This is a genomic window from Promicromonospora sp. NPDC060271 (assembly GCF_042726755.1).
Classification (GTDB): domain Bacteria; phylum Actinomycetota; class Actinomycetes; order Actinomycetales; family Cellulomonadaceae; genus Promicromonospora.
Map to the genome: position 1 here is coordinate 1 of NZ_JBHXBG010000046.1, position 25,428 is coordinate 25,428.

Consider the following 25,428-nt stretch of genomic DNA (forward strand, 5'->3'; position numbering starts at 1 on the left):
GCGTGCTCGCGCTCCCCCGGCGGGGGGGGGGGCGGGGCGCGGGCGGGGTGGGGGCCGCGGGGGTGGGCGCGTGGGGGGGGGGGGCGGGGCCCCCCCCCCCCCCCCCCAGGCTCCGGACCGCCTCCTCCAGCCGCGCGTCGGCCAGGTTGCCGTAGCCGACCACGAGCACTGTCGATATGGCCGACGGCGCGGCCTGGTACCGGCGGAGGTCGACCAGCGCGACGTCCCGGGCGGCGCCCTCGCGGGCGACGTCCGCGGCGTCGATGCCTCGCGGGTCCACTCCCGGCAGGTCGAGGCCCGCGAGGTCCACGGTCACGTGCATGCCTGCGGCGATCCCGCCGACCCGTGCGCCGGGCAGCCGGTCGTGGAGGGCGGTCAGCAGTGCGGACCGGCGTCGGGCGTAGCGGGCGCGGGCCGCGCGCAGGTGCCGCGCGTACGCGCCGTCCGCGACGAACCGGGCGAGCGTGAGCTGGTCCAGCGTCGCCGGCCCGGGCGTGGGACCACGGCGGACGGAGACGCCGAGCACCGCAGCGCGCCACCGTTCCGGAACCACCATCCAGCCGATGCCGAACGCCGGTGACAGCGTCTTGCTCGTCGCGCCGAGCAGGACCACCCGGTCCTCGTCCAGCCCTTGCAGGGCGGGGACCGGCCGGCGGTCGTAGCGGAACTCGGCGTCGTAGTCGTCCTCGATCACGAGCCCGTCCATCTCGCGCGCCCAGGCGAGGACCGCCGCGCGACGGACGTCCGACAGCGCCGCGCCCAGCGGGAACTGGTGCGCGGGGGTGAGCAGCACCGCCCGAGCACCCGTGCGGGCGGCCTCCGTGCGCAGCCGGTTGATGGAGACGCCGTCGTCGTCGACCGGGACGGGGACCGGCACGAGGCCGGCGGCCGCCGCGACGTCGCGCAGCGGGGCCCAGCTCGGGTCCTCGACGAGCAGGTGGGTGTGGCCGGCGTCGGCCAGCGCGGCGGCGATCCGCGACATCCCGTCGGTGGCGCTCCGGGTGAGCAGGACCGCGCGGTCCGGCCCCGCGGTCATGCGCGCGCGCCGCAGGTGGGCCGCCACCGCCTCGCGCGCCGCCGGGTGCCCGCCGGCCGGCTGCCCGCCCAGGTCCTCGTTGGTCGCCGCCGCGAGCGCGTCGCGCGCGGCCCGCAGCCAGGCTTCGCGGGGGACGTGCCGCAGGTCGGGCACGCCGGGTGCGAGGTCGTGCGTCGCCCGGCGCGGGACACGTTCTGGCGCGCCACCCGCCCCCCGAGCTCGTCGAGACCGGATCTCGGCAGGCGCGACGGCCCCCGGCACGGCGTCCCCCGCCGACGTCGCGACCCGCGTGGCCGAACCCGTCCGCGCGTCGAGGACCCCCGTGTTCACCAGGTGCCCGTACGTCTCGGTGACCACCCAGCGTGAGATGCCGAGCGTGTCGGCGAGCGCCCGGCTGGGCGGCAACACGGTACCAGGTGCGAGCCGGCCGGACGCGATGCTCTCGAGGATCGCCTGCTCCAGCCGGTGCCGCAGCGCACCGGGACCGGGCGGGAGCGCGATCAGCACGTCGGAGGCGGAATTGGTCTGGTCTGCGGCCACGATATTGGACGGTAGCACCAGACCGATTACTGCCTAGCGTGGTGAGCACCGGGCGGAGCGCCCGGGAACGAAGCAGCCCGAGGGAGCACACATGCAGTACCGCACGCTGGCAGGCGGGCACACCGCGTTCGAGGTGTCGACGCTGTGCCTTGGCACGATGTTCATGGGGACGCGGACCTCCGAGGAGACGTCGTTCGCGATCCTGGACCGGTTCGTCGAGGCAGGGGGCACGTTCCTCGACACGGCGAACAACTACAACGCGTGGGTCGGCGGGCACGGCCGCGACTCCGAGGACGTGCTCGGCCGCTGGCTCGCCTCGCGGGGCAACCGCGACGACCTGCGGATCGCGACCAAGCTGGGCGCGGCAAAGAAGGACCCGAACCTGCCGCTGTCGAACACGCCGCCCACCAACTACCAGGGGCTCAGCGCCTCGACCGTCGACCGGGAGGCACGCGAGAGCCTGCGCCACCTCGGCATCGAGCACATCGACGTGCTGTACGGGCACGTCGACGACCTCGAGACGCCGCTCGAGGAGACGGTCGGCGCGTTCGGCAAGCTGGTCGAGGAGGGGATCATCGGCATCCCGGGCATCTCGAACGTGGCGCTGTGGCGCGTCGTCGAGGCGCGAGAGACCGCGGCGCGGCTCGGCGTCGCGCCCTACGGCGCCGTCCAGCAGTCCTACAGCTACGTGTACCCGCGGCCGCAGCCGATCCGGACCAACTGGGCGTCACCCGAGCTGCTGGACTACGCACGGTCCACCGGCACCGCCGACCGCCCAGGGCTCACCGTCATGGCGTACTCGCCGCTGCACCAGGGCGTGTTCACGCGGGACGACAAGCCGCTCCGCGACGGGGCGGACCACGCCGGGTCGCGGGCGCGGATCGCGGTGCTGCGCGCCGTCGCCGCCGAGATCGGCGCGACGCCGAACCAGGTGGCCCTCGCCTGGCTGCTGGGCGGCGAGGTACCGGTGATCCCGGTGTTCGGCGCGAGCAGCGTCGCGCAGCTCGACGAGGCCCTCGGTGCGGCGGACCTGGTCCTCGACGAGGAGACGCGCGCCCGGCTCGACGCGGCGTGACCTACCAGCCGCCGCGGTGGATCACCTCGGCCTCGGGCTTCCGGCGGCGGCGGGTGGGCGAACCCTTCGCCCCGCCGTCCGCCGGATGCCCGACCGCGACGACGCCGGTGATCTCGAACTCGTCGGGGATGCCGAGCTCACCCCGGACCGCCGCCACGTGCTCGGGCGGGACGCCGAAGAAGCACGCGCCCAGTCCCTCGTCTGCGGCGGTCTGCAGCATGAGCAGCGAGGCCATGCCGACGTCGACGTGCCAGAACGGGACGGGCCACCGCGCCTCGTCGAGGTCCGCCCAGCCCTTGTCCTTCTCCGCGTACCGCCGCAGGTAGGCGGCCTTGGACGCGAGCGCGAGGACGACCACCGGCGCCGTCCGCATCCCCGCGAGCCAGGCCGACATGTCACGCTCCGACCGCTCCGCGGCGTCCGGTGTCGACGCCGCCCAGAACCGGTCACGGTCCTCCGGCGTCTCCAGGACCACGAACGCCCACCCCTGGCTGAACCCCGCGCTGGGCGCGCGGACGGCGTTGCGGGTGATCCGGTCGACCGCCTCCGGCGACACGGGTTCGGCGGTGAACTTGCGGTGCATCCGGCGCTTGCGGACGACGTCCTGGAATTCCATGGGGCTCATTGTCGACCTTCGGCCGACCACGAACCCCGTTGCCCGACGGCGGCGCGCCCGCCAGCCTGGACGCATGACACTCCAGGCGATCGAGCAGGCGACGCTGCCGCACAACAACTTCGAGGGGTACCTCCACGGTTCGGAGGTCTCCGTCATCTTCGAGCGGGTCACGCAGGACGGCTTCGGGCCACGACTGCACCGGCACCCCTACTCCGAGACGTTCGTGATCCGGTCCGGCCGGGTGCTGTTCACCGTGGACGGCAAGGAGCTCGAGGCCGTGGGCGGCCAGATCCTCGTGGTCGAGGCGATGGTGCCGCACAAGTTCAAGACCCTGGGCGCGGACCTCTACGAGGCGGTACACATCCACGCGAACGACCGGTTCGAGACGGAGTGGCTGGAATAGCGCGCCGCCGCGGTCGACGTCGACCTCAGCTGACGTATGGCTCTGTTGAGTTCAGTCCGTGGTCGATGCGTTGGCGGAGGGCCGGGTGGATCGGGTAGTCGTCCAGGTCCGCGGGGTCGATCCACCGTACGGCTGCGGCTTCGGAGGGCTGGGGTGTGATCCGTCCGCCGATCAGGCGGGCGCGCAGGCAGATGTTGATGGGTTGACGTACCTCGTCGACCTTGTCGCCGTGCAGGTAGACGATGACGTGGTCCGGGGTGGAGAACACCCCCACCAGACCGGTGACCTCCACCTCGAGCCCGGTCTCCTCGAGGCACTCGCGCACGCCCGCTTGCCCGACCGTCTCGCCCTTCTTGACTCCGCCGGTGGGGATCGTCCACAGGTCGTTGTCGACCCGCTTGAGCAGCAACAGGTGTCCGTCGTCATCGCGCACGAAGACCGAGGCGGAGGTCTTCCGGCTGGTAGGTGCGGGCGCGGCGGGATCCCGCCAGTAGTCGATCCTGCGGGTAGCTCTGCTCACGCGGATTCCAGGGATTCGGCAGGTCGAGCCGAGGCCCAGACCCGTTCGTAGGACTCGACGTAGGTGTTGAAGTACGCGCCGTTGATCCGGCGTAGGTGCAGGGTCGGTGTGTAGGCGGCCAGCACGCCGTAGACGTGGGTGTTGACCATCATCTCGTCGTCGAACCGGTAGATGGAGTTGTACAGCGGGGTGTCATGGAACCGGATCTCGACCTGGTCGGGCATCTGCTGTTCGTAGTAGGCCTTCACGGCGGCGACCCGGCCGGCGACGCCGCCTCCGATGCGGTACTCGGTGTCCCGGGCCGCGAGCTGTGCACCGTTCGGGTCCCCGAGGAGGATTCGCACCCGAGCTCCCTGTTCTGCCTTGGCAGCCAGAGTAGGTATCCAGTCGGGGTGCTCCTCGGTGAGGAAGAGTCCGGCGAACGCGAGCAGGTCGATGTCCCGTTCGGAGTTGCGTAGTAGCTCGGTCCACAGGTGCCGAGGCACGTCGCTGCGGCGAGGGTAGGTCGCGACGACTTCCGCACCGGCGAGGGATGCACCGTTGACAGCCTCGGGCCACAGATAGCTTTCGTCCTCCTTGAGGACCACGGCGACCCGATAGCGGGTACGCGGGTAGGGCACGGAACCGCTGAGCCACCGCTCGACCGACTTTACGGACACCTCGGCAGCGGTGGCGAGCGACTGGATATCCAGTCCTCCGCGATGCATCGCGCGGCGGAGCCGTTCATTGACCATCCCGACAGCGTAGACACCCCTCGACATCCCTGGACAGACCCATGGCACCAAGATGTCGGTAGATGTCTCGCCGTGTCGATGTGCTGTCCACACCCGCCCAGAAGCATTGCAGGGGCAGGACGGCGACCGTCGCCAGATCGGCATGTGGAGAGAGCGGGACGTGTGCGATGCGTCTATCTCGTCGCCGGGTCCGCAGAGGGGGACGTGATGGGAACTGGGTTTCAGCACAGCGAGATGCTGAGTGCCTCTGATCGGTTGAAGTTCGTCATGAGTGTCGCCTCAGACGCGGCCCGATTGGTCCCGCCCATCCCGCCACATCCCGTGGTCCGACGCCTGATTGCCCTCGACATCGACGGCACCCTCGTGGGCAAGGATCGGAAGATCCCCACCGGCACCGTCGAAGCCCTGGACCTGATCCGGGCAGCGGGGCACGAGGTGGTTCTCGCGACGGGCAGGTCCTTGGTCGGTCTGCTGCCGGTGGCGATCCGGCTCGGTCTGGTCGAGGGGTACGCGGTGTCTTCCAACGGGTCCATGACCGTCCGCCTGGATTCCGCGACTCCGACGGGCTACGTGATCGAGGATGCCCACCGGTTCAACCCCACCTCCGTCATCCACCGCGTCTTGGCCCTGGCGCCACAGGCCCACGTTGGCGTCGAAGACGTCGGCCGGGGCTGGGCCGTGAACCGGGTGTTCCCAGATGGTCTGCTCAACGGCCAACAGAAGCAGACCCTTGTCACCGACCTGTGCGCCGCACCCGCGACCAGGGTCGCCGTGCACGCTCCAGGCATCGGCAGCCACCTCGATGCGCTCCGCGCGACCGGCGTGACGGTCACCCCGGCCGGTCCTGCGTGGGCGGACATCACCGCCGCTGGGACGAGCAAGGCCACCGCCCTGGAACGACTGCGCACCCGCCTCGGCATCTCGCCCGAGGCCACGGTCGCGGTGGGTGACGGCGCCAACGACGTCGACATGTTTCGCTGGGCCGCCCGCGCCGTCGCGATGGGCCATGCCGCACCGAACGTGCGGGACGCAGCGGACGAGGTCACCGGCACGATCACCCAGCACGGCGCCGTCGCCGTCCTGCGCTCCCTGCTCCCCACGAATGTGGACACGCCCGCGTTGTCCCGGCTGGCAGCCCAGCTCAAGACTGCCGTCCACACCGCACACGGACCCGGCGTGCTGCGGGTCTGGCACGGCCCGCGGGCCGAGCTGAACCGCTGCGAGGTCTGGACCCTCCAGGACGGCACCTGGGTCCGGCATGCCCCGGTCCCGGCCGGAACCGGAGCCACCATGCGCGAAGTGGAGAACGCCGCCAGAGAGGCCGGTCTGGCCTACCCACGTGGCGACGAGGGCCGCCGTCGGGCTCACTGGAGAACCCGCTTCACCGGTGTCGGGCCGGCCGGGTTCGAGCTGCCGCTCGCCCGCTGAGCGATGCCCAGCCAGACCTGGAGTGGGTGGGGCTCGGCAGACCCAGAACGCGACCCCCTACACAATGCACGCTGCCGTCGGCGTATCGCGTGCATCGTGTAGGGGTCATCTTGGTTCCGACGTGATCCTGGCTGCCGAGGCGACCGGACCCGTCAGCAGGTCGCCCGCATCATCCCCACCAGGAGCTCGCTCGGGTCGTACAGCGGCTCGTCCGTCAGCACGGGGTAGACGAGGTCCCGCCCGGTGATGCCGACGGACACCTGCCGCTCGCCGTCGGGCGACGTCAGGTTGACGGAGATCGTGCCGTACGAACCGCCGTCGTGACCGTAGAGCCAACCGCCCGGGACGCACGGGTCCGGGAGGCGGTAGACGCCCAGGCCGTAGTCGGGGAACGCCTCCTGGCCGACGGTGCGGGGCTCCAGCATGTCGGCGGTGGTCTCCGCGTCGACCAGCCGGCCCGTGACCAGGGCCTCCGTGAAGTCGGCGAGGTCCTCGGTGGTGCTGGTGACCGCACCGGCGGCGGCGAACAGGCTCGGGTCCCAGTGGTCGAGGTCGTACCAGCCGGCCTCCGCCGGGCCCGTGTACGCCGACTCGTGGAGGAATGGCCCGCGCACGCCCGGGTCGTCCGGGTACGCGCTCTGCCACATCCTGGCCGGGGCGAACACCCGGCGCTCCAGCAGGTGCTCGACGCTGCGCCCGGTGACCTCCTCCAACATCATGCCGAGCACCACGTAGCCCGCGTTCGAGTAGGCGAAGCCCTCTCCCGGCTCGTTCATCCACGGCGCGGACTGCAGCGCCTCGATGTGGTCGGCCTCCGTGACCTCCTGCCCCATCACCGCGAAGACCGAGTCGAACGACGTCGGGTCGGCCGCGCGCGAGGTAAGGATCCAGTCGGTGGCGGTAGGAGCGCCCGAGCGGTGGCTCAGCAGCTGCTCTATCGTCACGCCGGCCGGCATCACACCGGGCAGCACCTCCTCGACGGGTGTGTCGAGGGTCCAGGTGCCCTTCTCGACCTCCTGCATGACGAGCGTCGCGATCATCGGCTTGGTGTTGCTCGCCACCCGAAACCGGTCGTACGGCCTGGCCTTCGCCCGGCCCTCGCGCTCGCGGGTACCCGCAGCCCCGCTCCAGGTCCGCGCCCCCTTCTCGACGCGCGCCGTCACGGCGATCGCGCCGTCCGCCACGAGGTCGTCGAGGGCTGCGTCGAGCGATGCGCCGGTCGGCGCGTTCGCGCCGCGCGCAAGGGTCCGGTTCGTGGCGACCTCGCGCTGTGCCTGGCGGGCGGCGTCGGCCACCATCGCGGACACGGTGTCGGGGACGTCGGCTGCGACGGCGGGGGTCGGCCGGTCCGTGCCTGCCGCGTGCGCGGAGCCTGCGACGACCAGCGGGGCCGCGAGCGCCAGCGCCGCGCTCAGGGCGAGCGCCGCCCGGCGGGTTGTGCGTTCCATGGGAGTCTCCTTCGTCTGGGCTGTGCTCCCATCCTGTCGACGGACCCCTTCGCGCGGATCACCCGCCGGGTGGATATGGCTCCTACCTGGGGCGGAGCGCCCAGCCGATGCCTACAGCCGGTCCGCGATGACCTCCAACAGGGACTTGCCCTCCACGCCCATCAGGTCGAGCGCCTGGGTGCGGCAGGAGAAGCCGTCGGCCAGGTAGGTGGTACCAGGGGCCGCGGCGCGCAGCGCGGGCAGCAGCGCGTTCTCCGCGACCGCGACCGACGTCTCGTAGTGGCCCTTCTGCATGCCGAAGTTGCCGGCCAGGCCGCAGCAGCCCGCGAGGACCTCGACCTTCGCCCCGCCCTTCTCGAGCAGGTTCCGGTCCGCCTCGAACCCCATCACCGAGTGCTGGTGGCAGTGCGGCTGCACGACGGCGGACACGTCCGCCAGCGACGGCATCTCCCACTGGTCGGGCACGTCGTCCGAGGTCAGCAGCTCCGCCGCCGTCCGCGTCATCCGCGCGACCGCCTGGGCACGCGGGTCGTCCGGGAACAGGTCGAGCAGGTCGGAGCGCAGCACCGCCGTGCAGGACGGCTCCAGCCCCATGATCGGGATGCCGTTCACCGCGTACGGCCCGAGCACCTCGAGCAGCTTGAGGAGCCGGCGCCGGGCGCCGTCGAGCTGGCCCGTCGAGATCCAGGTGAGGCCGCAGCAGGCCTGCTCGTCCGGGACGATCACCGAGTACCCGGCCTTGGTCAGCACCTTCACCGCGGCCTGCGGCACCGAGGGCGAGAGCGCGTCGCTGAACGAGTCGGTCCAGAGCACCACCTTGGGCTTGGTGGCGAGCCGCGCCGCCGTCGCGCCCTCGCGGCCCGGCACGCCGAGCCCGTCGTCGTCGGCCACCACCGGCAGCCCCGGGACGCCGTGCGTCGCGCCCCCGCGTGCCCACCACTGGCGGAACGGGACCTCGGCGAACTTCGGCATCGACCGCCGGGTGTCCATGCCGCCGGCCCACAGCACCGCCTTGCCGATCCACTTCACGCCCAGCAGGCCGTTGACCAGCTCGGGGACCGCCCCGGCCAGGCGGGCCCAGCGCGGCAGCCAGCCGAGGGCGTAGTGGTCGACCGGCCGCAGCTTGCCGCGATACGTCCGGTACAGCACCTCGGACTTGTACTGCGCCATGTCGACGCCGGCCGGGCAGTCGCTGGAGCAGGCCTTGCAGGAGAGGCACAGGTCCAGCGACTCGCGCACCTCGGGCGCGGCCAGGCCCCCGACGAGGGTCCCGTTCACCGCCTCCTGCAGCACGCGGGCGCGCCCGCGGGTCACATCCTTCTCGTCCTTGGTGGCCTGGTAGCTGGGGCACATGAAGCCGCCCGACGCCGAGGTGTCCGCCCGGCACTTGCCCACACCCACGCAGCGGTGCACGGCGGTGGACAGGTCGTTGTGGTCGTGCGCGAACGAGAACCCCTCGTACCCGGCCTTGCGCCGGACGCCGTGCGCCGCGCCCTTGCCCGCCAGCGGCAGCCTGGTCCGCACGGGCGCGGCCTGGGGGCGACGCAGGTCGTCGTCCACGGCCCGCGGCCGCACGACGACGCCCGGGTTCAGCAGGTCCTTCGGGTCGAACAGGGCCTTGAACCGCTCCATCAGCGCGATCGCCTCGGGCGAGTAGATGAGCGGCAGCAGCTCGGACCGGGCGCGGCCGTCCCCGTGCTCGCCGGACAGGGACCCGCCGTACCGGGCGACGAGCTCCGCCGCCTCGATCATGAAGGTGCGCAGCACCGAGCCCGACGTCTCCAGCGGGATGTCGATCCGCAGGTGCACGCAGCCGTCGCCGAAGTGCCCGTACGGCAGGCCGTCGACGCCGTAGCGGTCCATGAGGGCCTGGAGGTCACGCAGGTACGGGCCCAGCTTCTCGGGCGGCACGGCCGAGTCCTCCCAGCCGGGCCACGCCTGCTCCCCCGCGGGCGTGCGGCCGGCGAGCCCGGCGCCGTCGGCCCGGATCTGCCACATCTTGGTGGCGTCCGGGCCTGCGGGCAGCACCACCGAGTCGAGCCCCGTCGACGCCGCGACGATGGCGTCCGCGCGGCCCAGGGCCTCGGCCTGTGACGAGCCGCCGACCTCGATCATGAGCCAGCCCGCACCCTCGGGCAGCGCCGGGACGGACTCCGCGCCCTTGGCGCGCCGCACGACGTCGACCAGGCGTGCGTCCAGCCCCTCGATCGCGAGCGGCTTGTGGCCGAGGAGCCCCGGGACGTCGTCGGCGGCGGTGGCCATGTCGGGGTAGCCGAGGACGACGAGCGTCGGCGCGCCCGGCGTCTCCACCAGGTTGAGCTCGGCCTCCAGGACGGTGACGAGCGTGCCCTCCGTACCCACCAGGGCACGGGCAAGGTTCGAGCCGTTCTCGGGCAGGAGGTGCTCCAGCGAGTAGCCCGACACCTGCCGGCCGAACCGCCCGAACTCCGTGCGGATCAGCGCGAGGTTCTCGCGGACGAGCTCCTTGAGGCCCGGAACCTCCGCGAACTCCGGGTCGCCGGAGCCCGCGGTGAACCGGCGCCCGGCGCCGTCGACCACGTCGAGCGCGACCACGTTGTCGGCGGTGCGCCCGTAGGCGACGGCGTGCGGGCCGCACGCGTTGTTGCCGATCATGCCGCCGAGCGTCGCGCGGTTCTGGGTGCTCGGGTCCGGCCCGAAGCGCAGGCCGTGTGGCCTGGCCTCCGCCTGGAGGGTCGACATGATCGTGCCCGGCTGGACCCGGGCCGTGCGGCGCTCCGGGTCGATGCTGAGCACCCGGTTGAGGTTGCGCCCGAGGTCCAGCACGACACCCGGCCCCACCGAGTTGCCCGCGACGGACGTGCCCGCGCCGCGTGCCGTGATCGGGACCTTGAGCTCGCGCAGCACCTCGAGCGCCGCGACGACGTCGTCGACCGTCTCCGGGAAGACCACACCCTCGGGAACCACCCGGTAGTTGGACGCGTCGGTCGAGTACTCGGCACGCCGTCGTGTGCTGATGTCGACGGCGCCGTCCATGGCGGTGCGCAGCGCGTCGGCGACCGCCTCACGCGCGGCCGCTGCGGCGTGGTCCGCCTCCCGGCGGGCGGCCTTGCGCCGCTCCTCGCTCTCGGCGCGACGGCGTTCCGCCTCCTCGGCGGCGCGGGCCTCGGCCTTCTCGCGGGCCGCTCGGGCGGCCTCGGCGGCGTCAGCGGTGTGGCCCGTCGAGCGGTGCGCAGCGCGGTCGTCGTCGTTCATACCGTTCCGGGACGGGGCGTCGTGGGTCTGCGAGGGCACCTCGCGATTCTCGCACCACAAAGAGGCGAGCCGCACACCTGTCCGACCCGCCGTTGAGTGCTGGCTATTTGCGGGTTTCTGGCTGTCAGATCAACAAATACCCAGCACTCAACGGAGAAGGAGGTCAGGCCTCGAAGGTGACGTCTATCGTGATCGCGTCGACGCCCGTGAGAGCCTTCGAGATCGGGCAGCCCGTCTTGGCGGCCTCCGCGGCGGCCTTGAAGCCCGCCTCGTCGATGCCCGACGCGAACCCGCGCACCGTCAGGGCGCTCTTGGTGACACGGACGCCGCCGGCCGGGTCCGGCCCGAGGGTCACGTCGGCCGTGACCTCGATCTGCTCGGGCGTGGCGCCGGCCCCGCCCAGCTCGTTCGTGAACGCCATGGTGAAGCACGACGAGTGCGCCGCCGCGAGGAGCTCCTCGGGGCTGGTGACGCCGGCGGCCTGGTCGGCGATGCGCGACGGCCAGGAGACGTCGTACGTCCCTACGCCCGACGACGACAGCTCGACCTGTCCCGACCCCTCCGTGAAGGTGCCGTTCCAAGCGGTGCGGGCGGTACGTGTTGCCATGGTTGCACTCCTTGTGAGGTTCAGGATGTGAAGTTCAGGACGTGAGGTTTCGGATCCCTGCGTGCCCGACCCTATGACGCCCGGAGTGCGGTCGCGTCACGGTCCGAGGTCGAGCAGCTCCTCGTCCACCGCCATCACGGTCCAGAGGTTGCCCTCGTCGTCGGTGAGGGCGTAGGCGGGCACGAGCAGCACGGTGCCGTCGGGCAGCGCGTAGCGCACCTCGATGAGGGCCGCCGAGCGGATGGTCACGTCCTCGACCGGCCAGGCGAGCGGCCCGCCGGGCGCAGGTGCGGTCGACGGCCGGGCCTCCTCCTGCGGCGGCGGATCCTGATGGGTCGTCCCCAGCACCGCGCCGGCGAACCTCGGGTCGCCCAGTCGTTCGACGGCCTCGACCTCGCTGATCACGGGATAGGTGCCAAGGCTCTCGCCGGACGTCCCGGCCACGCGCACCTCGGCGGTCGTCGGCGCGTCCGACAGCCCGGCGCCGGCATGGAACACGAGCCCGGTCGCCGTCGGCAGGTCGCCGCCGGCGTCGAGCGACTCCAAGGTCCCTGACTCCGCCTCGCCCTGGCCCGTGGCCTCGTCCGTGCCCGCGTCCGGCCCGGCCATGACCGACGGCCCGTCGGCGGCCTCGTCCGTGGCCCGTTCCGCCGCCATCTCCGACGCCTGGTTGGGAGCAGCCCCCGACCCCCCGGCCACGTAGCCGCCCCCGCCCGCCGCGACGATGCCGGCCACAGCAGCCGCGACCAGCCACGGCGTCCGACGCCGGTAGCGCCGCAGCGCGAGCTCGTCCGCCTGCTCGTGCCCAGCGGGCTCCGTCTGCGTGGCTCCGGGCCGAGCGCCCCCTGACTGCTCGGCGATCAGCGCGTCCACCTTGGCCCGGAGCACACCCTGGACCGGGTCTGGCGCACGCTTCGCGGGGTCCGCCGCCACCAGGCGGTCGAACGCCGGGTCCGCCTGCCGTTCGTGCTCGTTCATCGCCGTCCCTCCGTGCAGTGCCCGGCTGCGCACCGCGCACACCCTCTACATGTGCTCATGCGTCCGCCGCTTGCTCGTGGGCGTCCCACGCGTCACGGAGCCGCGCCCGCGCGCGGGACAACGCCGCGTCGGCGCCGCCACGGGAGACCCCGAGCACCCCGGCGAGATCGTCCCCGGACAGCCCGTCCCAGGCGACGAGCAGGAGGATGCGCCGGTCGCGCGGGGAGAGTCCGGACAGTACCTGCCGGACGACGTCGTCGGTGGCCGCGAAGGTCGCTGGGTCCACGTCGTCCGGCTCGTCGGGGACGATCGCGACGGGCAGCGCCCGCATCTTGCGCCGGTGGTTGGCCAGCACGTAGCCGGCCGTCCGGTACATCCACGGCAGCTCGGCACCGTCCGGCACGTCGTCGCGACGACGCCACGCGGTGGCGAGCACCTCGGCGGCGAGGTCCTCGGCGTCGGAGGCGCGACCGCCGTCGGGCAGCCGGCGGACGAAGTAGGAGTAGAGGGCGCGCGAGTGCGCGTCGAAGAGGGCGCTGAACCAGGCCTCGTCGTGCGGAAGGCGTTCGTGCGGCAGATCGTCCTGCGGGGCGCCGGGGCTGTCGTCCACGCCCCCACTCTGTCGTGGCCGCAGGGGTCCTTGCACCCGCGCCGCACAACAAAACGGTCTCGACACGCTCGACCGGCGCACGTCTCAGACACGCGCGCACGTGTCAGACCCCCAGGTCACCCGAGCGACCTGGGGGTCTGACAACTGCGGGAGCGTCTGACAGCTCAGGTCAGCAGGCGCCCAGGTCCTGCCACACCCCCCACTCGCCGGTGGTGCCAGGCGTCTCGCCCTGCGTCCACCACTTGGCACGCCACTCGTGCCCGGCGTGCGACACCGTGTTGCCGCCCACGTAGACGGCCGACGCGCTCCACGCCGCCGCGGTGCACTCCCCGACCGGCGGGTCGGTCGGGTCCGGCGGATCGGTCGGGTCCGGCGGGTCCGTCGGACCGCCGTCGTCCACCACCGGTCCCGGCGTACCGGTGCCGAGCACGCCCTGCAGCGCGCCGGTCAGGGTGCCGGTCCGGTCACCCGACAGGTCCCACCACATGGCCCCGCCCAGGCCCTCTGCCCGGATGTAGCTGGCCTTGGCCCGCACGGACTGCTCGTTGTCGTACGACCACCAGGTGTTGCCGTCGTGCCGCCAGGCGGCCCCGAGGGCGGCGTCGTAGTACCCGGTCCCGACGTTCTTGATGACGTCGTAGTCGTTGATGCCCGCCTCCCACTGTCCGGAGGCCGGGCCGGTCGCGGTACCCCACGCCTCGGACGACGGAGCACCGGTCCAGCCGCGCCCGTACATCGCGAGGCCGAGGCCGAGCTGTGCGGGGTCGATCCCCGCGTCCGTGTACGACCGCACCGCGAGGTCGACGCTGAACTGCCGTGCGGCCTCCCGCGGGTCCTCGGGGTCGTGGTACAGGTTGCCCTGGTGTCCGGTCAGGTCCGCGTCCCACGCGCCGTGCAGGTCGTAGCCCTGGACGTTGCCGAAGTCGAGGTACTCGAAGATCTGGGGATCGTTCCAGCCGCCCGCCGTGATGTCCGCGGGGTTGGCGGGCAGGAACGCGGAGAGCTCGTAGTCCTTGCCCGTCTGGGCGCTGAGCGCGTCGAGCTGCTCACGGAACTCGGCGAGCAGCAGCTTGAAGTTGCGCTTGTCGTTCACCGGATCGACGTGGTTGCCCTCTGCGCCGTTCGGCGAGCCCGGCCACTCCCAGTCGATGTCGAACCCGTCGAAGACTCCTGCGGCGGCACCGGCGCCGCCGCGACCGTCGATGACCGGCAGGTTGCCCTTGATGAACATGTTGATGCAGCTCGACACGAACTTCTCGCGCGAGGCGTCCGTCCTGGCCGCCAGCGAGAAGTTCTTGGACCAGGTCCACCCGCCGATCGACATCATGACCTTGAGGTCGGGGTGCTTGGCCTTGAGCTGCTTGAGCTGGTTGAACGACCCGGCCAGGGGCTGGTCCCAGGTGTCGGCGGTGCCGGAGACCGAGTTGGCCGCCGTGTAGCCCATGCCGTAGTCGGCCCAGGCGTCGCCCGCGCCGTCCGAGCCGTTCGGCCCGGGGCTCTGGGCCTTGTTCGCCTCGAAGCACTCGAGGTTCTGGTGGTGGATGTTCGCGAAGGCGTAGTTGATGTGGGTCAGCTCGTCGGCCACGCCTGACGTGTCGATCTGCTTGACCTGGTAGCCGCGCCCGTACACACCCCACTGGGCGAAGTAGCCGACGCTGCGGAAGCCGTTGATGGTGGAGGTACCGGCGGCCGAGGCGGTCTCGCTCTCCGCGGCGTTCGCGTCCCGGAGGCCGATGCCGGCCACGGCGGCGGAGGCCGCCACGGCGAGCGCGGCCACCCCCGCGAGGATTCGTCGGCCCGTCTTGCTGATGCCTGACGGCGGTTCGTACGTCGAGTCCATCGTCTTCCCTCTCTGGTCCGGTCGAGCAGCGCCGGTAGCGGTGGGTAGCGCTGGGTCACGCTCCGCTAAAAGTAAGGAAACCTGCGTTAATGGGAAATAAGGGAATTCCACACGATGGGACTACGTAGTGGAACGACGCGAAGCGCCAGTGGTTGTTACGGGGTGAAACCTTCACCTCCGAAACAACCTCGTGCGGTATCAGGTACCTCGCCGTCGCGGCGGGGCAGGATGGCAGGTCAGGCGGCGGTTCGCAGCAAAAGTCGTGACCTCAGGTTGATGCGGGTGAAACGTTCGGAGGCCATACTTGCGAGCACCGTGAACGAATCCGGGAGGGTCGACGATGACCGCGCTGCCGCAACAAGTGGTATTTCCGCTCCCCCTTGGTGACCGCACCGTGGCACCCCACGTCGCGTGCGAGCTCAGCCGACTGGTGGGTGACGAACCTGGATGTGTGGACCAGACAGCCCGGATGCTCGACGACGAGCATCTCCTCGGGACGGCACTGATGCCGGACCCGCTGCCCGCCGCGCGGGCGGTCCGAGAGGCCGTCGGTCCGCTCGGCCTGGACGACGACGCGCGCCGGGTCCTCCTCGTCGCCGCCGTCGCCGTGGTGGACCGCACCGAGGTGCTGCTCGCCGCGTCGGGCACCGACATAGACACGCTCATGGCCGGACCGGCGGGCCGGCACCTGCACCTGGTGGGCGGCCGGTTCCGGTTCCACCACCCCCGCATCCGATCGATAGTCCACGAGGACGCCGACCTCGCCACCCGCACCGCAGCTCACGGGGCCCTGGCGGAGGTGCACCGCAGGGCCGACGAACCGCTCATCGCCATGTGGCACACGGCGCTCAGCACGCTCGCGGGTGATCCGCTGCTCGCGGACGGGCTGGTCGAGCTCGCCGAGCAGCATCTCGCACGCGGCGACGTCCACCGCGCGCACGAGGTGGCCCGCGAGGCCGCCAGCCACGGCACCGACGAGATGCGGGCACGCGCCTTCGCGGTGGCGGGCCGGGCGGCGCTCTGGGCGGGGCACGTGCACGACGCCGTCGTGCACCTCCGCCGCGCCGCCCAGGCCGCCGGCACCGGCTCCTCCGCCGACGGCGCGCCCGACGCCGCACGCCCGCTCGGCATCGCGCTGGCCCTCCTGGACGGCCGGCCCGACGTGGTGGTCCCGGGCGACGCCTGCGGCGCCGACCGTGCGGCGATCGCCGCCGCGCGCAAGACGATGCGCATGCTCGACGGCGCCCCCGGTGAGGCCGCGTCCATCCTCGGCGAGGTCGCGGAGCTGGCTCCCGCGCGCCCGCCCAGCTGGTGGTTCGACGGCCCCACCGATGCCATGACGCCGCTCGCGGAGGCACACCTGCGCGTCGCGCAGTCGTACCTCGCGCTGCGCCTCGGCGACATCACCGGTGCCGCATCGGTGCTCGACGACGCCGTCGAACGCCTGCCCGTGGCCCTCGCCTTCGGCGGACTCGGGATCGCGCTCGCACGCCGTCTCGACCTGGTCCGGGAGGGGCACCTGAGCCGGCCGACCGCCGCGCTCGAGGCCTCGGTGCCCGGGCACGTGGCGCCCGTCGTGCGGGCAGCGACGCTGGGCGACCGCGCCCAGACCGCGGTGTTCGACGGTCGCTGGGTCGAGGCGGCCACCCTGCTCGGGCTCGCGGCCGAACGCGGCGGGGACGAGCTGCGCAGGCTCTGGCTGCCCACGCCCGACCCGGTGGAGCTGCTCGTGCTCGCCGGCCAGGACCGGGCTGCCCGGCACTCGCACGAACGTCTGCGGCTCCACGTCCTGCCCGCGGCCGGTCCGGAGTCGGCGGGCGGCTTCTCCGGCGGGCCGACGCGTCGCCGTCGGCTCGACCTGGCGCGGGCCGAGCTCGCCCTCGCCGACGCCTCCGGCGTGGGCCGGGCACGCGAACGGGCCGTCGAGGCGTCACTGCGCGTGGGTTCGACGTTCGAGCGCGGCCTCACCGAGCTGGTCGCGGCCCGCGCGTACGCCCGCCTGGGTCTGCCCGGGGATGCCGCGGCGCACCTGCTCGGGGCCCACGAGCTGTTCGAGGAGTCCGGGGCGAAGGCCTGGGAGCACATCGCCGAGCAGGCGCTCAGGACGCCCGGTCTCGTGCCCGCCGGCGCGGGCGAGACGGCGGGCCGGGCGGCGGACGAGTCAGGGACCGGCCCCGCCCCCGGCGCCGGTCAGACGGCCATCGGCCAGGCGACGCCCGGGCAGGCGGCCCTCGGGCAGGCGGCCCCGGGGCAGGAAGACCTGTGCGGGCAGTGGGACACCCTGCTCACCGAGCGTGAGCTCGACGTGGCACGACTGGTGGTGCAGGGCCGGACGAACCGGCAGGTCGCCGCCAACCTCTACGTGTCGGTCCGCACGGTCGAGGTGCACCTCGGGCGGGTCTTCCGCAAGCTCGGGGTGCGCTCCCGCACGGAGCTGGCGGTGCTTGCGCTCAGGGGGTGACCCTCAGGCCTCGACGAGGATCGTGACCGGGCCGTCGCCCACGAGCTCCACCTGCATGTCGGCGCCGAAGCGTCCGGTCTCGACGGTCAGGCCGCGCTCGCGCAGCGCGGCGACGACGGCGTCCACGAGGGGCTCCGCCACCGGACCGGGCGCCGCCTGGACCCAGGTCGGGCGGCGCCCCTTGCGGGCGTCGCCGTAGAGCGTGAACTGGCTGACGACGAGCACCGGCGCGCCGACGTCGGCCACCGACTTCTCGTCGTGCAGGATCCGCAGCTCCGCGATCTTGCGGGCGATCGTCTCGACCTGGGCGGGGCCGTCGTCGTGCGTGACACCGACCAGCGCCAGGATGCCTGGCTTGTCGATGGCGCCGACCACCTCGCCGTCGACGGTGACCGAGGCGCGCGTGACGCGCTGCAGGACCGCCCTCATCTGCGGCCCTCGTACACGTCGGCGAAGACCGCCCGGACCTCGCCGACCGGCCGGCCACCGCCGAGCACCGGCACGCGGCCCAGCCCGTCGAGGCCGCCCGGGTACACGCCGGGCAGGCCCGCCGCACCCGCTGCGCGCAGCGCGGCGGCGAGGATCGCCGGGCGGGCCCGTGCGGAGCCGTCGAGCACCTTGAACGCGATGGCCGAGCCGTCGGGCAGCCCGGCGGCGTAGACGCCCTCGGCACCGTCCTTCGCGACGAGGCCCGGCACCGCCTCCATCGCGAGCGTGACGTCACGGCCGGTGCCGCCCACCATGTCGGGGTGCGCGGAGAGCGCACGGGCGACGCGTGCCTCGTGGGAGATGACATCGACGGTGGGTGCCGCGCCCAGCGTCGAGAACGCGCGGGCCAGGCCGAGCAGCGTCGTCGAGAACAGGGGCGCGCCGCAGCCGTCGACCGTCGTGCGCATGACCACCTCGGCATCGCCGGTCAGCTCGAGGATGGTCGCGCGGACCGCTCGCTGCAGCGGATGCTCCGGCGACAGGTAGGTCTCGATGTCCCAGCCCTGCGTGAGGCAGGTGACGAGCATCGCCGCGTGCTTGCCCGAACAGTTCTGCGTGAGGGACGCCGGACCCGGCCCGCCGGCCAGCGGCGCCATGTGCCAGTCGAGCGCGGCCGGCGGGTAGAGCGGCAGGTCAGGCGTGTTCCGCAGCGCGACAGGGCTGAGACCCCTCGAGGCGAGGATCTGCAGCACGCCCTCCAGGTGGACCCGCTCGCCGTTGTGGCTGGCCGCGGCCAGCGCGAGCAGGCGGTCCGGCAGCTCCAGGCCCGCGCGCAGCATCGCCACGAGCTGCAGCGGCTTGAGCGACGACCGCGCCCAGATCGGCGTGGTCGGGTTGCCCACCTGGACCACGGGCCGGCCATCGGGGTCGAGCACCACGAGGTGCCCCAGGTGCACGGACTCGACGAGATCGCCGCGGATCACCTCGGCCAGCGGCGCGGCGTCTTCGAGCACGCTCACCAGCCGCCCTGCGGGCCGCGGGGCCGGTTGCGCGAGCTGTACGGCAGCAGCCGGGGACGCAGGCTCACCCAGTAGATGATCGCCGGCGCCACCGCGATGATGTTGAGGAAGGAGCCGAACATGAACCCGCCCTGGAGCCAGCCCTGCGGCAGCCCGAGGAAACCGAGTGCGGCGGCGACACCAAGGATCGCCAGCCAGCCGACCTTGGGCAACCGCCCTTCGGCCTGGAAGCCCTTGTCGGGTCGGCGCGCGGCGTCGATCAGCGCGACGACCTGCACGACGAAGACCACCAGCGCGAGTACGGCCATGACGAACCACTGCAAGAATCCCACGCCGTGAGCCTACGGCACCGGCTACAGCTCCGGCAGTGCGTCCCGGGCCTCGCCCGGTGCGGCACCCGCCGCCTCCAGCGTGTCGACGACGGGCGAGCGCAGCAGCATCACCAGCGACTGCACCTGCCAGTCGCCCTCGCCGACGGTCCGCGGGTCCACCCGCGCCGCGACGGCGGTCAAGGCTTCGCGTCCGCGCCTGCCGTCACCACCGGAGCCGACGTCGGACGCGAGCTGCCGCACGCCGGTCGCGAAACCCTCGACGAGCTCCGCGACCGGCTCGACGTCGTGGTCGGCCGCGATGACGGGGAGCACGCGGCGGGCCAGGACCCGCACCGAGCGCATGGTCCGGTCGACGAGCACCGCCTGCTCCTCCAGCCGGGCGAGCTCGGCGCGATGCATCCGCCCCACGGAGATCCGCGCCAGCTCACGCGCCCCGCGCGCGGCCTCCTGCCACTCGGCGAGCACCGGCTCGGAGGCCCTGCCGCGCACGAGGGCGGCCTGGACGTCGTCGGCGTCGCGCGAGCGCAGGCCGCGGGCGAGCGTCTCCAGGGTCTGGGCGAGCTCTGTCACCGCCTGCTCGGCGAGGGCCCGCGGGCGGCGCCGGGTGTCGCCGGGCGTGAGCAGCGCGACGAGCAGGGCGATGGCGCCGCCGACCAGGGCGTCCGTCCAGCGCCCGAGCGGCCCGCCGGAGACCGACGGCAGGCCCACCACGATGATCGCCTGCACCCCGGCCTGCGTGACGAGGAGGGCGCCGCGGTCGATGAACCGGGCGGCGACCGCGGAGATGAAGAGCACCAGGGAGAGCTGCCACCAGCCGGATCCGATGAGGTGCACGATCAGGTCGCCCATGGCGACGCCGACCGCGACGCCCACTGCCATCTCGGACACCCGGCGGACGTCTCGCTGCGCGGAGAAGCCGAGGAGGACCCACGCCGCGACGGGCGCGAAGAAGGGCTGCTCGTGCCCCAGCAGGTACCGCGCGACCAGGTAGGCGGCGCCGGCGGCGAGCGAGGCCTGGGCGATCGGGATGAGGCCCGCCCGCGCGCGCGTCCAGCCCTGGCGCAGCCGGGTGCGCAGCATGAGCGTGCGCATGGCCTTGCGCCACATCTCGTCGGCCGGGCCGGGCAGGGCGCTCACTCGGGCTAGATCAGGCTGCCCGGACCGCGCAGGCCACGGGTCAGCGGGCCGTGCGCCTCAGGTCGGTCGACCGAGATGCCGTCGCCGGGAACCACTACCTCCTGGGCCGCGGACACCTCGAGGATCTGGCCGGAGACCTCCCCGGCCACCATGAGCTCGGCCTCCTCCGGCACGTTGCGCTTGAGCACGGCGAGGCCGATGGGTCCCAGCTCGTGGTGCCGGGCCATCGAGGTGAGCGTGCCCACCACCTTGCCGGCTGCGCCGTCCGACGCCGGGAGGCGCACCTCCGCACCGGGCTCCGGGAGCAGGTGCTGGGAGCCGTCGAGGTGCAGCATGACCAGCCGGCGCGGCGGCCGGCCGAGGTTGTGCACGCGGGCGACGGTCTCCTGGCCGCGGTAGCAGCCCTTGTTGATGTGGACGGCGGTCCGCAGCCAGTCCAGCTCGTGCGGGATGGTGCGGGCATCGACGTCGCGCGCGTACCGGGGGCGCCACGCCTCGACCCGGAGGGCCTCGGTGGCCCAGGTGCCGACGAGCGGCCAGCCGGCCGCCTCACGGGCCGCGACCTCGGCGTCCAGGTCCGCACGTGGCACCAGCACGAGGCGCCACGGGCGCGTCGCACCGGGGTGCTCGGACTCGGGCGGGCCGTAGCGCGTGCCGCCGGGCAGAACGTTCGGCCAGGCATCGTGCCAGGTCACGGGCTCGCCCTCGGCGCCTTCCGCGGCGACGGGCTCACCGATCGCCGCCCACTCGTCGGTGACGTCGGCGACCTCGACACGGAGCGTGAACCGCATCCGGTCGAGCCAGCCGGCCAGGCCGGGCGCCGACTCGCGCTCGGTGATCAGCCACGTGGCCTCGCCGTCGTCCACGACGCCCGCCGCGTGCTCGACGTGGCCCTGCGGCGAGAGGACCAGCAGCTCCGTGCTGGTCCGGGGCGCGAGACCCTCGAGCTGCTGCGAGGTGATCGAGTGCAGCCACCTCAGCCGGTCCGGGCCGGAGACCCGGACGATCCCGAGGTGCGACTGGTCGACCACCGCCCCGCCGCGCGCCAGCGCGCGCTGCTCGGCCGTCGGGTCGCCGTAGTGCCAGGCGACCCCGGCGTCGGGACCGGACGCGGCCACCGCGCCGTGGCGGCTCAACAGGGGGCTCTCGTAATCCATGCTCACCTCAGGTGCAGCGTCGTGGGCGGACGGGGCATTCCCCGCCTGCGTTGTCTCTGCGGTTTACGACTGCCGGTCCAGCTCCGCCGACGCGTACGAGCGCATGGGCTCGCCGAACGCGGCGAGCTCCTCCACCCAGAGCAGGCGGCCCTGCACCAGGCCGTACAGCCGCTTCGACGCACGCACCTCGGACGCCGTCGACGTCCGCGCGATGGCGTCCGAAGCCAGGTCGATCCGCCCGTTGCCCGCGGCGCCGACGTAGACCGTTATGCGCCCGGAGGCGTCGGCGACGAGCACCTCGAGCGCGTGCTTCTCGTCCTCGAGACCGTCGGGGCGGTCGGTGGACACGCGCCAGTAGCCGGTCTCGGTGGACCAGACGGTGCCGGCCGGGTCCGGCACCGGGGCCGGCCACTCGCCGTCGTCGGGCAGCTTGTCCGGGACCGTCTCGTCCAGTACCCGCAGCGTGGACTCGAACCGCACGTACGGGCCGCCGTCGTGGTCGAAGACCAGGTCCTGCACGAACGTCTTCTTGCCGATGCTCGGGTACTCGATCACGCCCTCGCCGCGCCACCGGCCCACCAGCCAGGCGAGCGGGTACACGTCGGGCGAGAGGCCGTCAGGGAAGGTGAACGTCATCAGCGCTGGCCCGTGTACAGCTTGTAGACGACGTAGCCGGCGAACCAGGTGATCGCGACGGCGACGCCGACGATGAGGCCGGTGAAGATGAGCTCGAGGGCATGGATCGACATGCTGTCGATCCTAACGGTCCACCGCTTACAGTCAGCGGCATGCGCCAGCTCGTGATCAAGACCACTGCGGGCCTGGATCGGCCCGAGGCCACCAACCAGGCATTCACCGTCGCGGCAGCCGCCGTGGCCTCCGGGGCGGAGGTGAGCCTCTGGCTCACCGGGGAGTCGGCGTGGTTCGCGCTGCCCGGCCGCGCGGCCGAGCTCGCGCTCGAGCATGCGACGCCGCTTCCCGACCTGCTGGAGGCCGTCCTGGCCGCTGGAACCGTCACGCTCTGCACCCAGTGCGCCGCACGCAGGGACATCACGGAGGCGGACGTGCTGCCCGGCGTCCGGATCGCGGGTGCGGCCCTCTTCACGGAGGAGATCCTGCGCGACGGAGCCCAGGCGCTGGTCTACTAGGCGCGGACCAGGCCGGCCCGACGCAGCAGCAGGTACATCTCGCACCCGAGGCACAGGCCGACGACGGCGTTGAGCGCCGCCGCGACGAACGCCACCGCTGCCGCGATCGGCACGGCCGGAAGCACGCCGAAGAAGCCGAGGATCACGCCGACCGCGGTGACGAAGAGGCCGACTCCCTGCGCGAAGCGCGGTGGACGCCGGTCCTCCATCTCAGCGGGCGGGCCCAGCCGGGGCCGGACGAACTTCTTGAACAGCATGCCCTGCCACGAGCCCTCGGCGCCGCGCACCGTGCCGAGCACAAAGCTCAGCATGACGAACGTCAGCAGCCACAGCCCGGCGGTGCTCGCGCCGAGCAGCACGACGGCTGCCAGCAGCACCGCCGTGATGCTTGCTCCTACGCGCGGTCCGCGCGGGTCGATCCCCTTGTTCACGCTCATGACTGCCCTTCCCCGTCCGCTTCGGCCGCCGCAGTGGGGACCCGGTTGAGTGCCTGACGTGCCTGGGTGTCGGAGACCACGCCGCTCATGCGGGCCACCTCGCGGCCACCGCCGTCGACGACGAGCACGGTGGGCGTGCGGAGCACACCCAGGCTGCGCACGAGGTCGAGGTGGTCGTCGACGAGCAGCTCACGGTGCTCGACGCCGGAGGTCGAACCGGTGAGCCCTCCGAGCACCCGCGAGGTGGACCGGCACGCGGCACACACCTCGGCGGAGAACTGCACGAACGTCACCCGGTCGGCGAGTGCGATCCCTGCCGAGGCCCAGTCGATGCCGGCCGGAGCCTGCCGGGGTGCGCGCACAGCACCCTGACGTGCCGACCACCACACCCCGAGAGCTGCGGTACCCAGCACGAGCACGACCAGCGCGACCACTTGTCCCAACAACATTTAACCCACGATGCCGTGTGTTGGTCGTCCAGACAAGTCCTCACCTGCAATGACACCTGTCACATTGCGTGCCGCCTCGCTTCTCGCAGGTTCGCGCGCGTGATTTCCTTGGCACCGCCCCCGCCCGGAGCAGGATTTCTCGTGCCGAAATGGCGACCAGGCCCATGTCGCCCCGGTGGTAACGTGCATGTATCCGCATATATGGGAGAATTCGCTAAGATGGAAGTTTTGCCAACCCGCACCTGGAACGGAATCACGATTCCGGCGGCAGGGGTGTACGAGCTCGACCAGAACCACAAGCGGCTCGGCTTTCTCGCCATGCACATGATGGTCAGCCCCGTCCGCGGCGAGTTCGCCGAGGGCAATGCGACGGTGGTCGTCGCCGACGACCCGCTGACCTCGCAGGTCAGCTGCACGATCCAGACGGCGTCCATCGGCACCCATGTGCCCGACCGCGACGCACACCTGTCGGGCCCCGACTTCCTGGACGTCGAGAACCACCCCACCATCGAGTTCCGCAGCACCGGCTTCCGGATGCGGACACAGGTGGACCCGATCTTCTCGTGGGCGCGGCTCAAGGCCGGCACCGCCGGACGCCGTCCGCACGACCCGGACCAGCCCGACGGCTCCTTCACGAAGTTCGTCATGGACGGCCTGCTCACGATCCGCGGCGTCACGCGCCCGGTCTCGCTCGAGTGCGAGTTCGGCGGCGTCGGGCACGACCCCTACGGCCAGGACATCTTCGGGTTCCACGGCAGCTGCGACATCGACCGTGAGGAGTGGGGCCTGCTCTGGAACGTCGCGCTCGAGGCAGGCGGCGTCCTGGTCGCCAGGAAGGTCCGCATCGAGATCGCCGGCGAGATGATCCGCCAGTCCTAGAGAATCACCATGCGGCCAACGACGAACACGAAGATGCCGCAGACCGCCACGGGCAACGCGCTCGCCGTGAGCCCGGCGAGCCGCGCACCGCGAGCGGGCAGCCGTTCCAGCAGCAGGTGCAGCGCACCGACCACGACACCGGCGACCAGCCCGCACCACAGGCCGCTCACGGTGTCGATGTCCGGCAGCAGCGTCGCAGCGGCCCCGCCCACCAGCACGGCGGCGACCGCCGAGATCCCCAGCGCCACCCAGCCGCGGACCGGCAGCGCCGCGACGGCGGCCGCGACCGCCAGGGCGACCGCGCTCGTCACGACCAGCGTGGCGCCGGCGTCGGACCGTGCGGCGGCGATCCAGCCGGACGTCGCGATGGCGGCGACGACACCCGCGACAGTGCCCGATACCGACTCGGTCAGCTGCGGGCGCCCGTCGCGGCGCAGCATCTGCGCGATGAACGAGAGCACCACCGCGCCGGCCAGGACCGTCGGCAGGTGCCGCAGCACCGGCTCGCCCTGGGTGAAGTACGTGGCGGCCGCCCCACCGGTGCCGCAGAGCACCACGACGAGCCGGGTACTTCCCGCCGCGGGCAGCCGCAGCAGGGACGGCCAGCCCAGTGCGACGAGAACCACCAGGACCACCACCGCCGCCACGAGGGGCAGCGGCCGGGGCTGGACGTAGGACGCGGCGGCGACGAGGGCTGCGAGCGCAGCGGTCGTCACGGCGCGGGTGGAGACGGACACGGCACCGAGTTTTCCAGAGTCTGTCCGAGTTCTTTCAATCCGGCCTCCTGCAGGCCGCCGGACCGCCTGATCAAAGGCCTGTGAGTGCCGGGCAACGCGCGTGTCATGTGAGTGTCACGGGTCCTGACCAGCATGGTGGTGTCCAGGAAAAGGGCGTGTAACATGCACGCAACA

25 protein-coding genes are annotated in these 25,428 nt (G+C 72.6%); 6 read left to right on the forward strand and 19 right to left on the reverse strand.

Features of this window, described 5'->3' with window-relative positions:
- Window positions 1-1,576 (reverse strand): PLP-dependent aminotransferase family protein (locus ACFWE2_RS09585; protein WP_377223991.1); only part of this gene is annotated, 1,576 nt, incomplete at its 3' end.
- Between the two features lie 91 nt (window positions 1,577-1,667).
- On the opposite strand from ACFWE2_RS09585, the gene ACFWE2_RS09590 reads away from it, so the two are divergent.
- Window positions 1,668-2,651: an aldo/keto reductase gene (locus ACFWE2_RS09590; protein ID WP_377223992.1), complete on the forward strand. Its 984-nt coding sequence runs from the start codon at window positions 1,668-1,670 to the stop codon at window positions 2,649-2,651.
- Between the two features lies 1 nt (window position 2,652).
- On the opposite strand, the gene ACFWE2_RS09595 is transcribed toward ACFWE2_RS09590, so the two are convergent.
- Window positions 2,653-3,267: a nitroreductase family protein gene (locus ACFWE2_RS09595; protein WP_377223993.1), complete on the reverse strand. Its 615-nt coding sequence runs from the start codon at window positions 3,265-3,267 to the stop codon at window positions 2,653-2,655.
- A gap of 73 nt (window positions 3,268-3,340) precedes the next feature.
- On the opposite strand from ACFWE2_RS09595, the gene ACFWE2_RS09600 reads away from it, so the two are divergent.
- Window positions 3,341-3,670 (forward strand): cupin domain-containing protein, encoded by a 330-nt coding sequence (locus ACFWE2_RS09600; protein WP_377223994.1) that lies wholly within the window; start codon window positions 3,341-3,343, stop codon window positions 3,668-3,670.
- 25 nt (window positions 3,671-3,695) lie between these two features.
- Here the strand turns inward: ACFWE2_RS09600 and ACFWE2_RS09605 are convergent, their stop codons facing one another.
- Window positions 3,696-4,190 carry an NUDIX domain-containing protein gene (locus ACFWE2_RS09605; RefSeq protein WP_377223995.1) on the reverse strand — a complete coding sequence of 165 codons (495 nt, stop codon included), beginning with the start codon at window positions 4,188-4,190 and terminating at the stop codon, window positions 3,696-3,698.
- Complete coding sequence (locus tag ACFWE2_RS09610; RefSeq protein WP_377223996.1) at window positions 4,187-4,924, reverse strand: XRE family transcriptional regulator; 738 nt, start codon at window positions 4,922-4,924, stop codon at window positions 4,187-4,189. The genes ACFWE2_RS09605 and ACFWE2_RS09610 overlap by 4 nt, the downstream gene beginning before the upstream one ends.
- 267 nt (window positions 4,925-5,191) lie before the next feature.
- On the opposite strand from ACFWE2_RS09610, the gene ACFWE2_RS09615 reads away from it, so the two are divergent.
- Window positions 5,192-6,352 carry an HAD family hydrolase gene (locus ACFWE2_RS09615; protein WP_377223997.1) on the forward strand — a complete coding sequence of 387 codons (1,161 nt, stop codon included), beginning with the start codon at window positions 5,192-5,194 and terminating at the stop codon, window positions 6,350-6,352.
- Window positions 6,353-6,504: 152 nt separating this feature from the next.
- On the opposite strand, the gene ACFWE2_RS09620 is transcribed toward ACFWE2_RS09615, so the two are convergent.
- The 6 genes from ACFWE2_RS09620 to ACFWE2_RS09645 all read right to left on the reverse strand — a co-directional run bounded on the left by ACFWE2_RS09620 (window position 6,505) and on the right by ACFWE2_RS09645 (window position 15,069).
- A complete protein-coding gene (locus ACFWE2_RS09620; RefSeq protein ID WP_377223998.1) occupies window positions 6,505-7,800 on the reverse strand; it encodes a serine hydrolase domain-containing protein in 1,296 nt (431 codons plus the stop codon).
- 111 nt (window positions 7,801-7,911) lie between these two features.
- Window positions 7,912-10,815, reverse strand: coding sequence for an FAD-binding and (Fe-S)-binding domain-containing protein (locus ACFWE2_RS09625; RefSeq protein WP_377224019.1), 2,904 nt, complete (start codon window positions 10,813-10,815; stop codon window positions 7,912-7,914).
- A gap of 382 nt (window positions 10,816-11,197) precedes the next feature.
- Window positions 11,198-11,641, reverse strand: a complete 444-nt coding sequence (locus ACFWE2_RS09630) for an OsmC family peroxiredoxin (RefSeq protein WP_377223999.1) — start codon at window positions 11,639-11,641, stop codon at window positions 11,198-11,200.
- 96 nt (window positions 11,642-11,737) lie between these two features.
- Window positions 11,738-12,619, reverse strand: a complete 882-nt coding sequence (locus ACFWE2_RS09635) for a hypothetical protein (RefSeq protein ID WP_377224000.1) — start codon at window positions 12,617-12,619, stop codon at window positions 11,738-11,740.
- 55 nt (window positions 12,620-12,674) lie between these two features.
- Window positions 12,675-13,229, reverse strand: coding sequence for an RNA polymerase sigma factor (locus tag ACFWE2_RS09640; RefSeq protein WP_377224001.1), 555 nt, complete (start codon window positions 13,227-13,229; stop codon window positions 12,675-12,677).
- 169 nt (window positions 13,230-13,398) lie between these two features.
- Entirely contained in the window at window positions 13,399-15,069 is a 1,671-nt protein-coding gene (locus ACFWE2_RS09645; protein WP_377224002.1) for a glycosyl hydrolase family 18 protein, read from the reverse strand.
- A gap of 451 nt (window positions 15,070-15,520) precedes the next feature.
- Here ACFWE2_RS09645 and ACFWE2_RS09650 point away from each other — a divergent pair, with 451 nt between their 5' ends.
- A complete protein-coding gene (locus tag ACFWE2_RS09650; protein ID WP_377224003.1) occupies window positions 15,521-17,530 on the forward strand; it encodes a LuxR C-terminal-related transcriptional regulator in 2,010 nt (669 codons plus the stop codon).
- A gap of 3 nt (window positions 17,531-17,533) precedes the next feature.
- Here ACFWE2_RS09650 and dtd read toward each other — a convergent pair whose 3' ends face one another.
- From dtd to ACFWE2_RS09680, 6 genes are all read right to left on the reverse strand, one after another.
- Window positions 17,534-17,959: a D-aminoacyl-tRNA deacylase gene (gene dtd / locus ACFWE2_RS09655; RefSeq protein WP_377224004.1), complete on the reverse strand. Its 426-nt coding sequence runs from the start codon at window positions 17,957-17,959 to the stop codon at window positions 17,534-17,536.
- Entirely contained in the window at window positions 17,956-18,981 is a 1,026-nt protein-coding gene (locus ACFWE2_RS09660; RefSeq protein ID WP_377224020.1) for an asparaginase, read from the reverse strand. The genes dtd and ACFWE2_RS09660 overlap by 4 nt, the downstream gene beginning before the upstream one ends.
- Entirely contained in the window at window positions 18,975-19,310 is a 336-nt protein-coding gene (locus tag ACFWE2_RS09665; RefSeq protein ID WP_377224005.1) for a DUF2516 family protein, read from the reverse strand. The genes ACFWE2_RS09660 and ACFWE2_RS09665 overlap by 7 nt, the downstream gene beginning before the upstream one ends.
- A 21-nt stretch (window positions 19,311-19,331) precedes the next feature.
- Window positions 19,332-20,447 (reverse strand): aromatic acid exporter family protein, encoded by a 1,116-nt coding sequence (locus ACFWE2_RS09670; protein ID WP_377224006.1) that lies wholly within the window; start codon window positions 20,445-20,447, stop codon window positions 19,332-19,334.
- A 5-nt stretch (window positions 20,448-20,452) separates the two neighbouring features.
- Complete coding sequence (locus tag ACFWE2_RS09675; protein ID WP_377224007.1) at window positions 20,453-21,604, reverse strand: YgfZ/GcvT domain-containing protein; 1,152 nt, start codon at window positions 21,602-21,604, stop codon at window positions 20,453-20,455.
- 63 nt (window positions 21,605-21,667) lie between these two features.
- A complete protein-coding gene (locus ACFWE2_RS09680; RefSeq protein ID WP_377224008.1) occupies window positions 21,668-22,240 on the reverse strand; it encodes an FABP family protein in 573 nt (190 codons plus the stop codon).
- 152 nt (window positions 22,241-22,392) lie between these two features.
- Between ACFWE2_RS09680 and ACFWE2_RS09685 the strand changes: the two genes are divergently transcribed.
- Entirely contained in the window at window positions 22,393-22,752 is a 360-nt protein-coding gene (locus tag ACFWE2_RS09685) for a DsrE family protein (protein WP_116677078.1), read from the forward strand.
- On the opposite strand, the gene ACFWE2_RS09690 is transcribed toward ACFWE2_RS09685, so the two are convergent.
- Window positions 22,749-23,189: a DUF4395 domain-containing protein gene (locus ACFWE2_RS09690; RefSeq protein ID WP_377224009.1), complete on the reverse strand. Its 441-nt coding sequence runs from the start codon at window positions 23,187-23,189 to the stop codon at window positions 22,749-22,751. The two genes, ACFWE2_RS09685 and ACFWE2_RS09690, sit on opposite strands and share 4 nt — an antisense overlap.
- On the reverse strand, window positions 23,186-23,638 hold the full coding sequence (locus ACFWE2_RS09695) for a TlpA family protein disulfide reductase (protein ID WP_377224010.1): 453 nt from the start codon (window positions 23,636-23,638) through the stop codon (window positions 23,186-23,188). The genes ACFWE2_RS09690 and ACFWE2_RS09695 overlap by 4 nt, the downstream gene beginning before the upstream one ends.
- A gap of 219 nt (window positions 23,639-23,857) precedes the next feature.
- On the opposite strand from ACFWE2_RS09695, the gene ACFWE2_RS09700 reads away from it, so the two are divergent.
- A complete protein-coding gene (locus ACFWE2_RS09700; protein WP_377224011.1) occupies window positions 23,858-24,517 on the forward strand; it encodes a YceI family protein in 660 nt (219 codons plus the stop codon).
- On the opposite strand, the gene ACFWE2_RS09705 is transcribed toward ACFWE2_RS09700, so the two are convergent.
- Complete coding sequence (locus ACFWE2_RS09705) at window positions 24,514-25,254, reverse strand: hypothetical protein (RefSeq protein ID WP_377224012.1); 741 nt, start codon at window positions 25,252-25,254, stop codon at window positions 24,514-24,516. The two genes, ACFWE2_RS09700 and ACFWE2_RS09705, sit on opposite strands and share 4 nt — an antisense overlap.
- Between the last annotated feature and the right edge of the window lie 174 nt (window positions 25,255-25,428).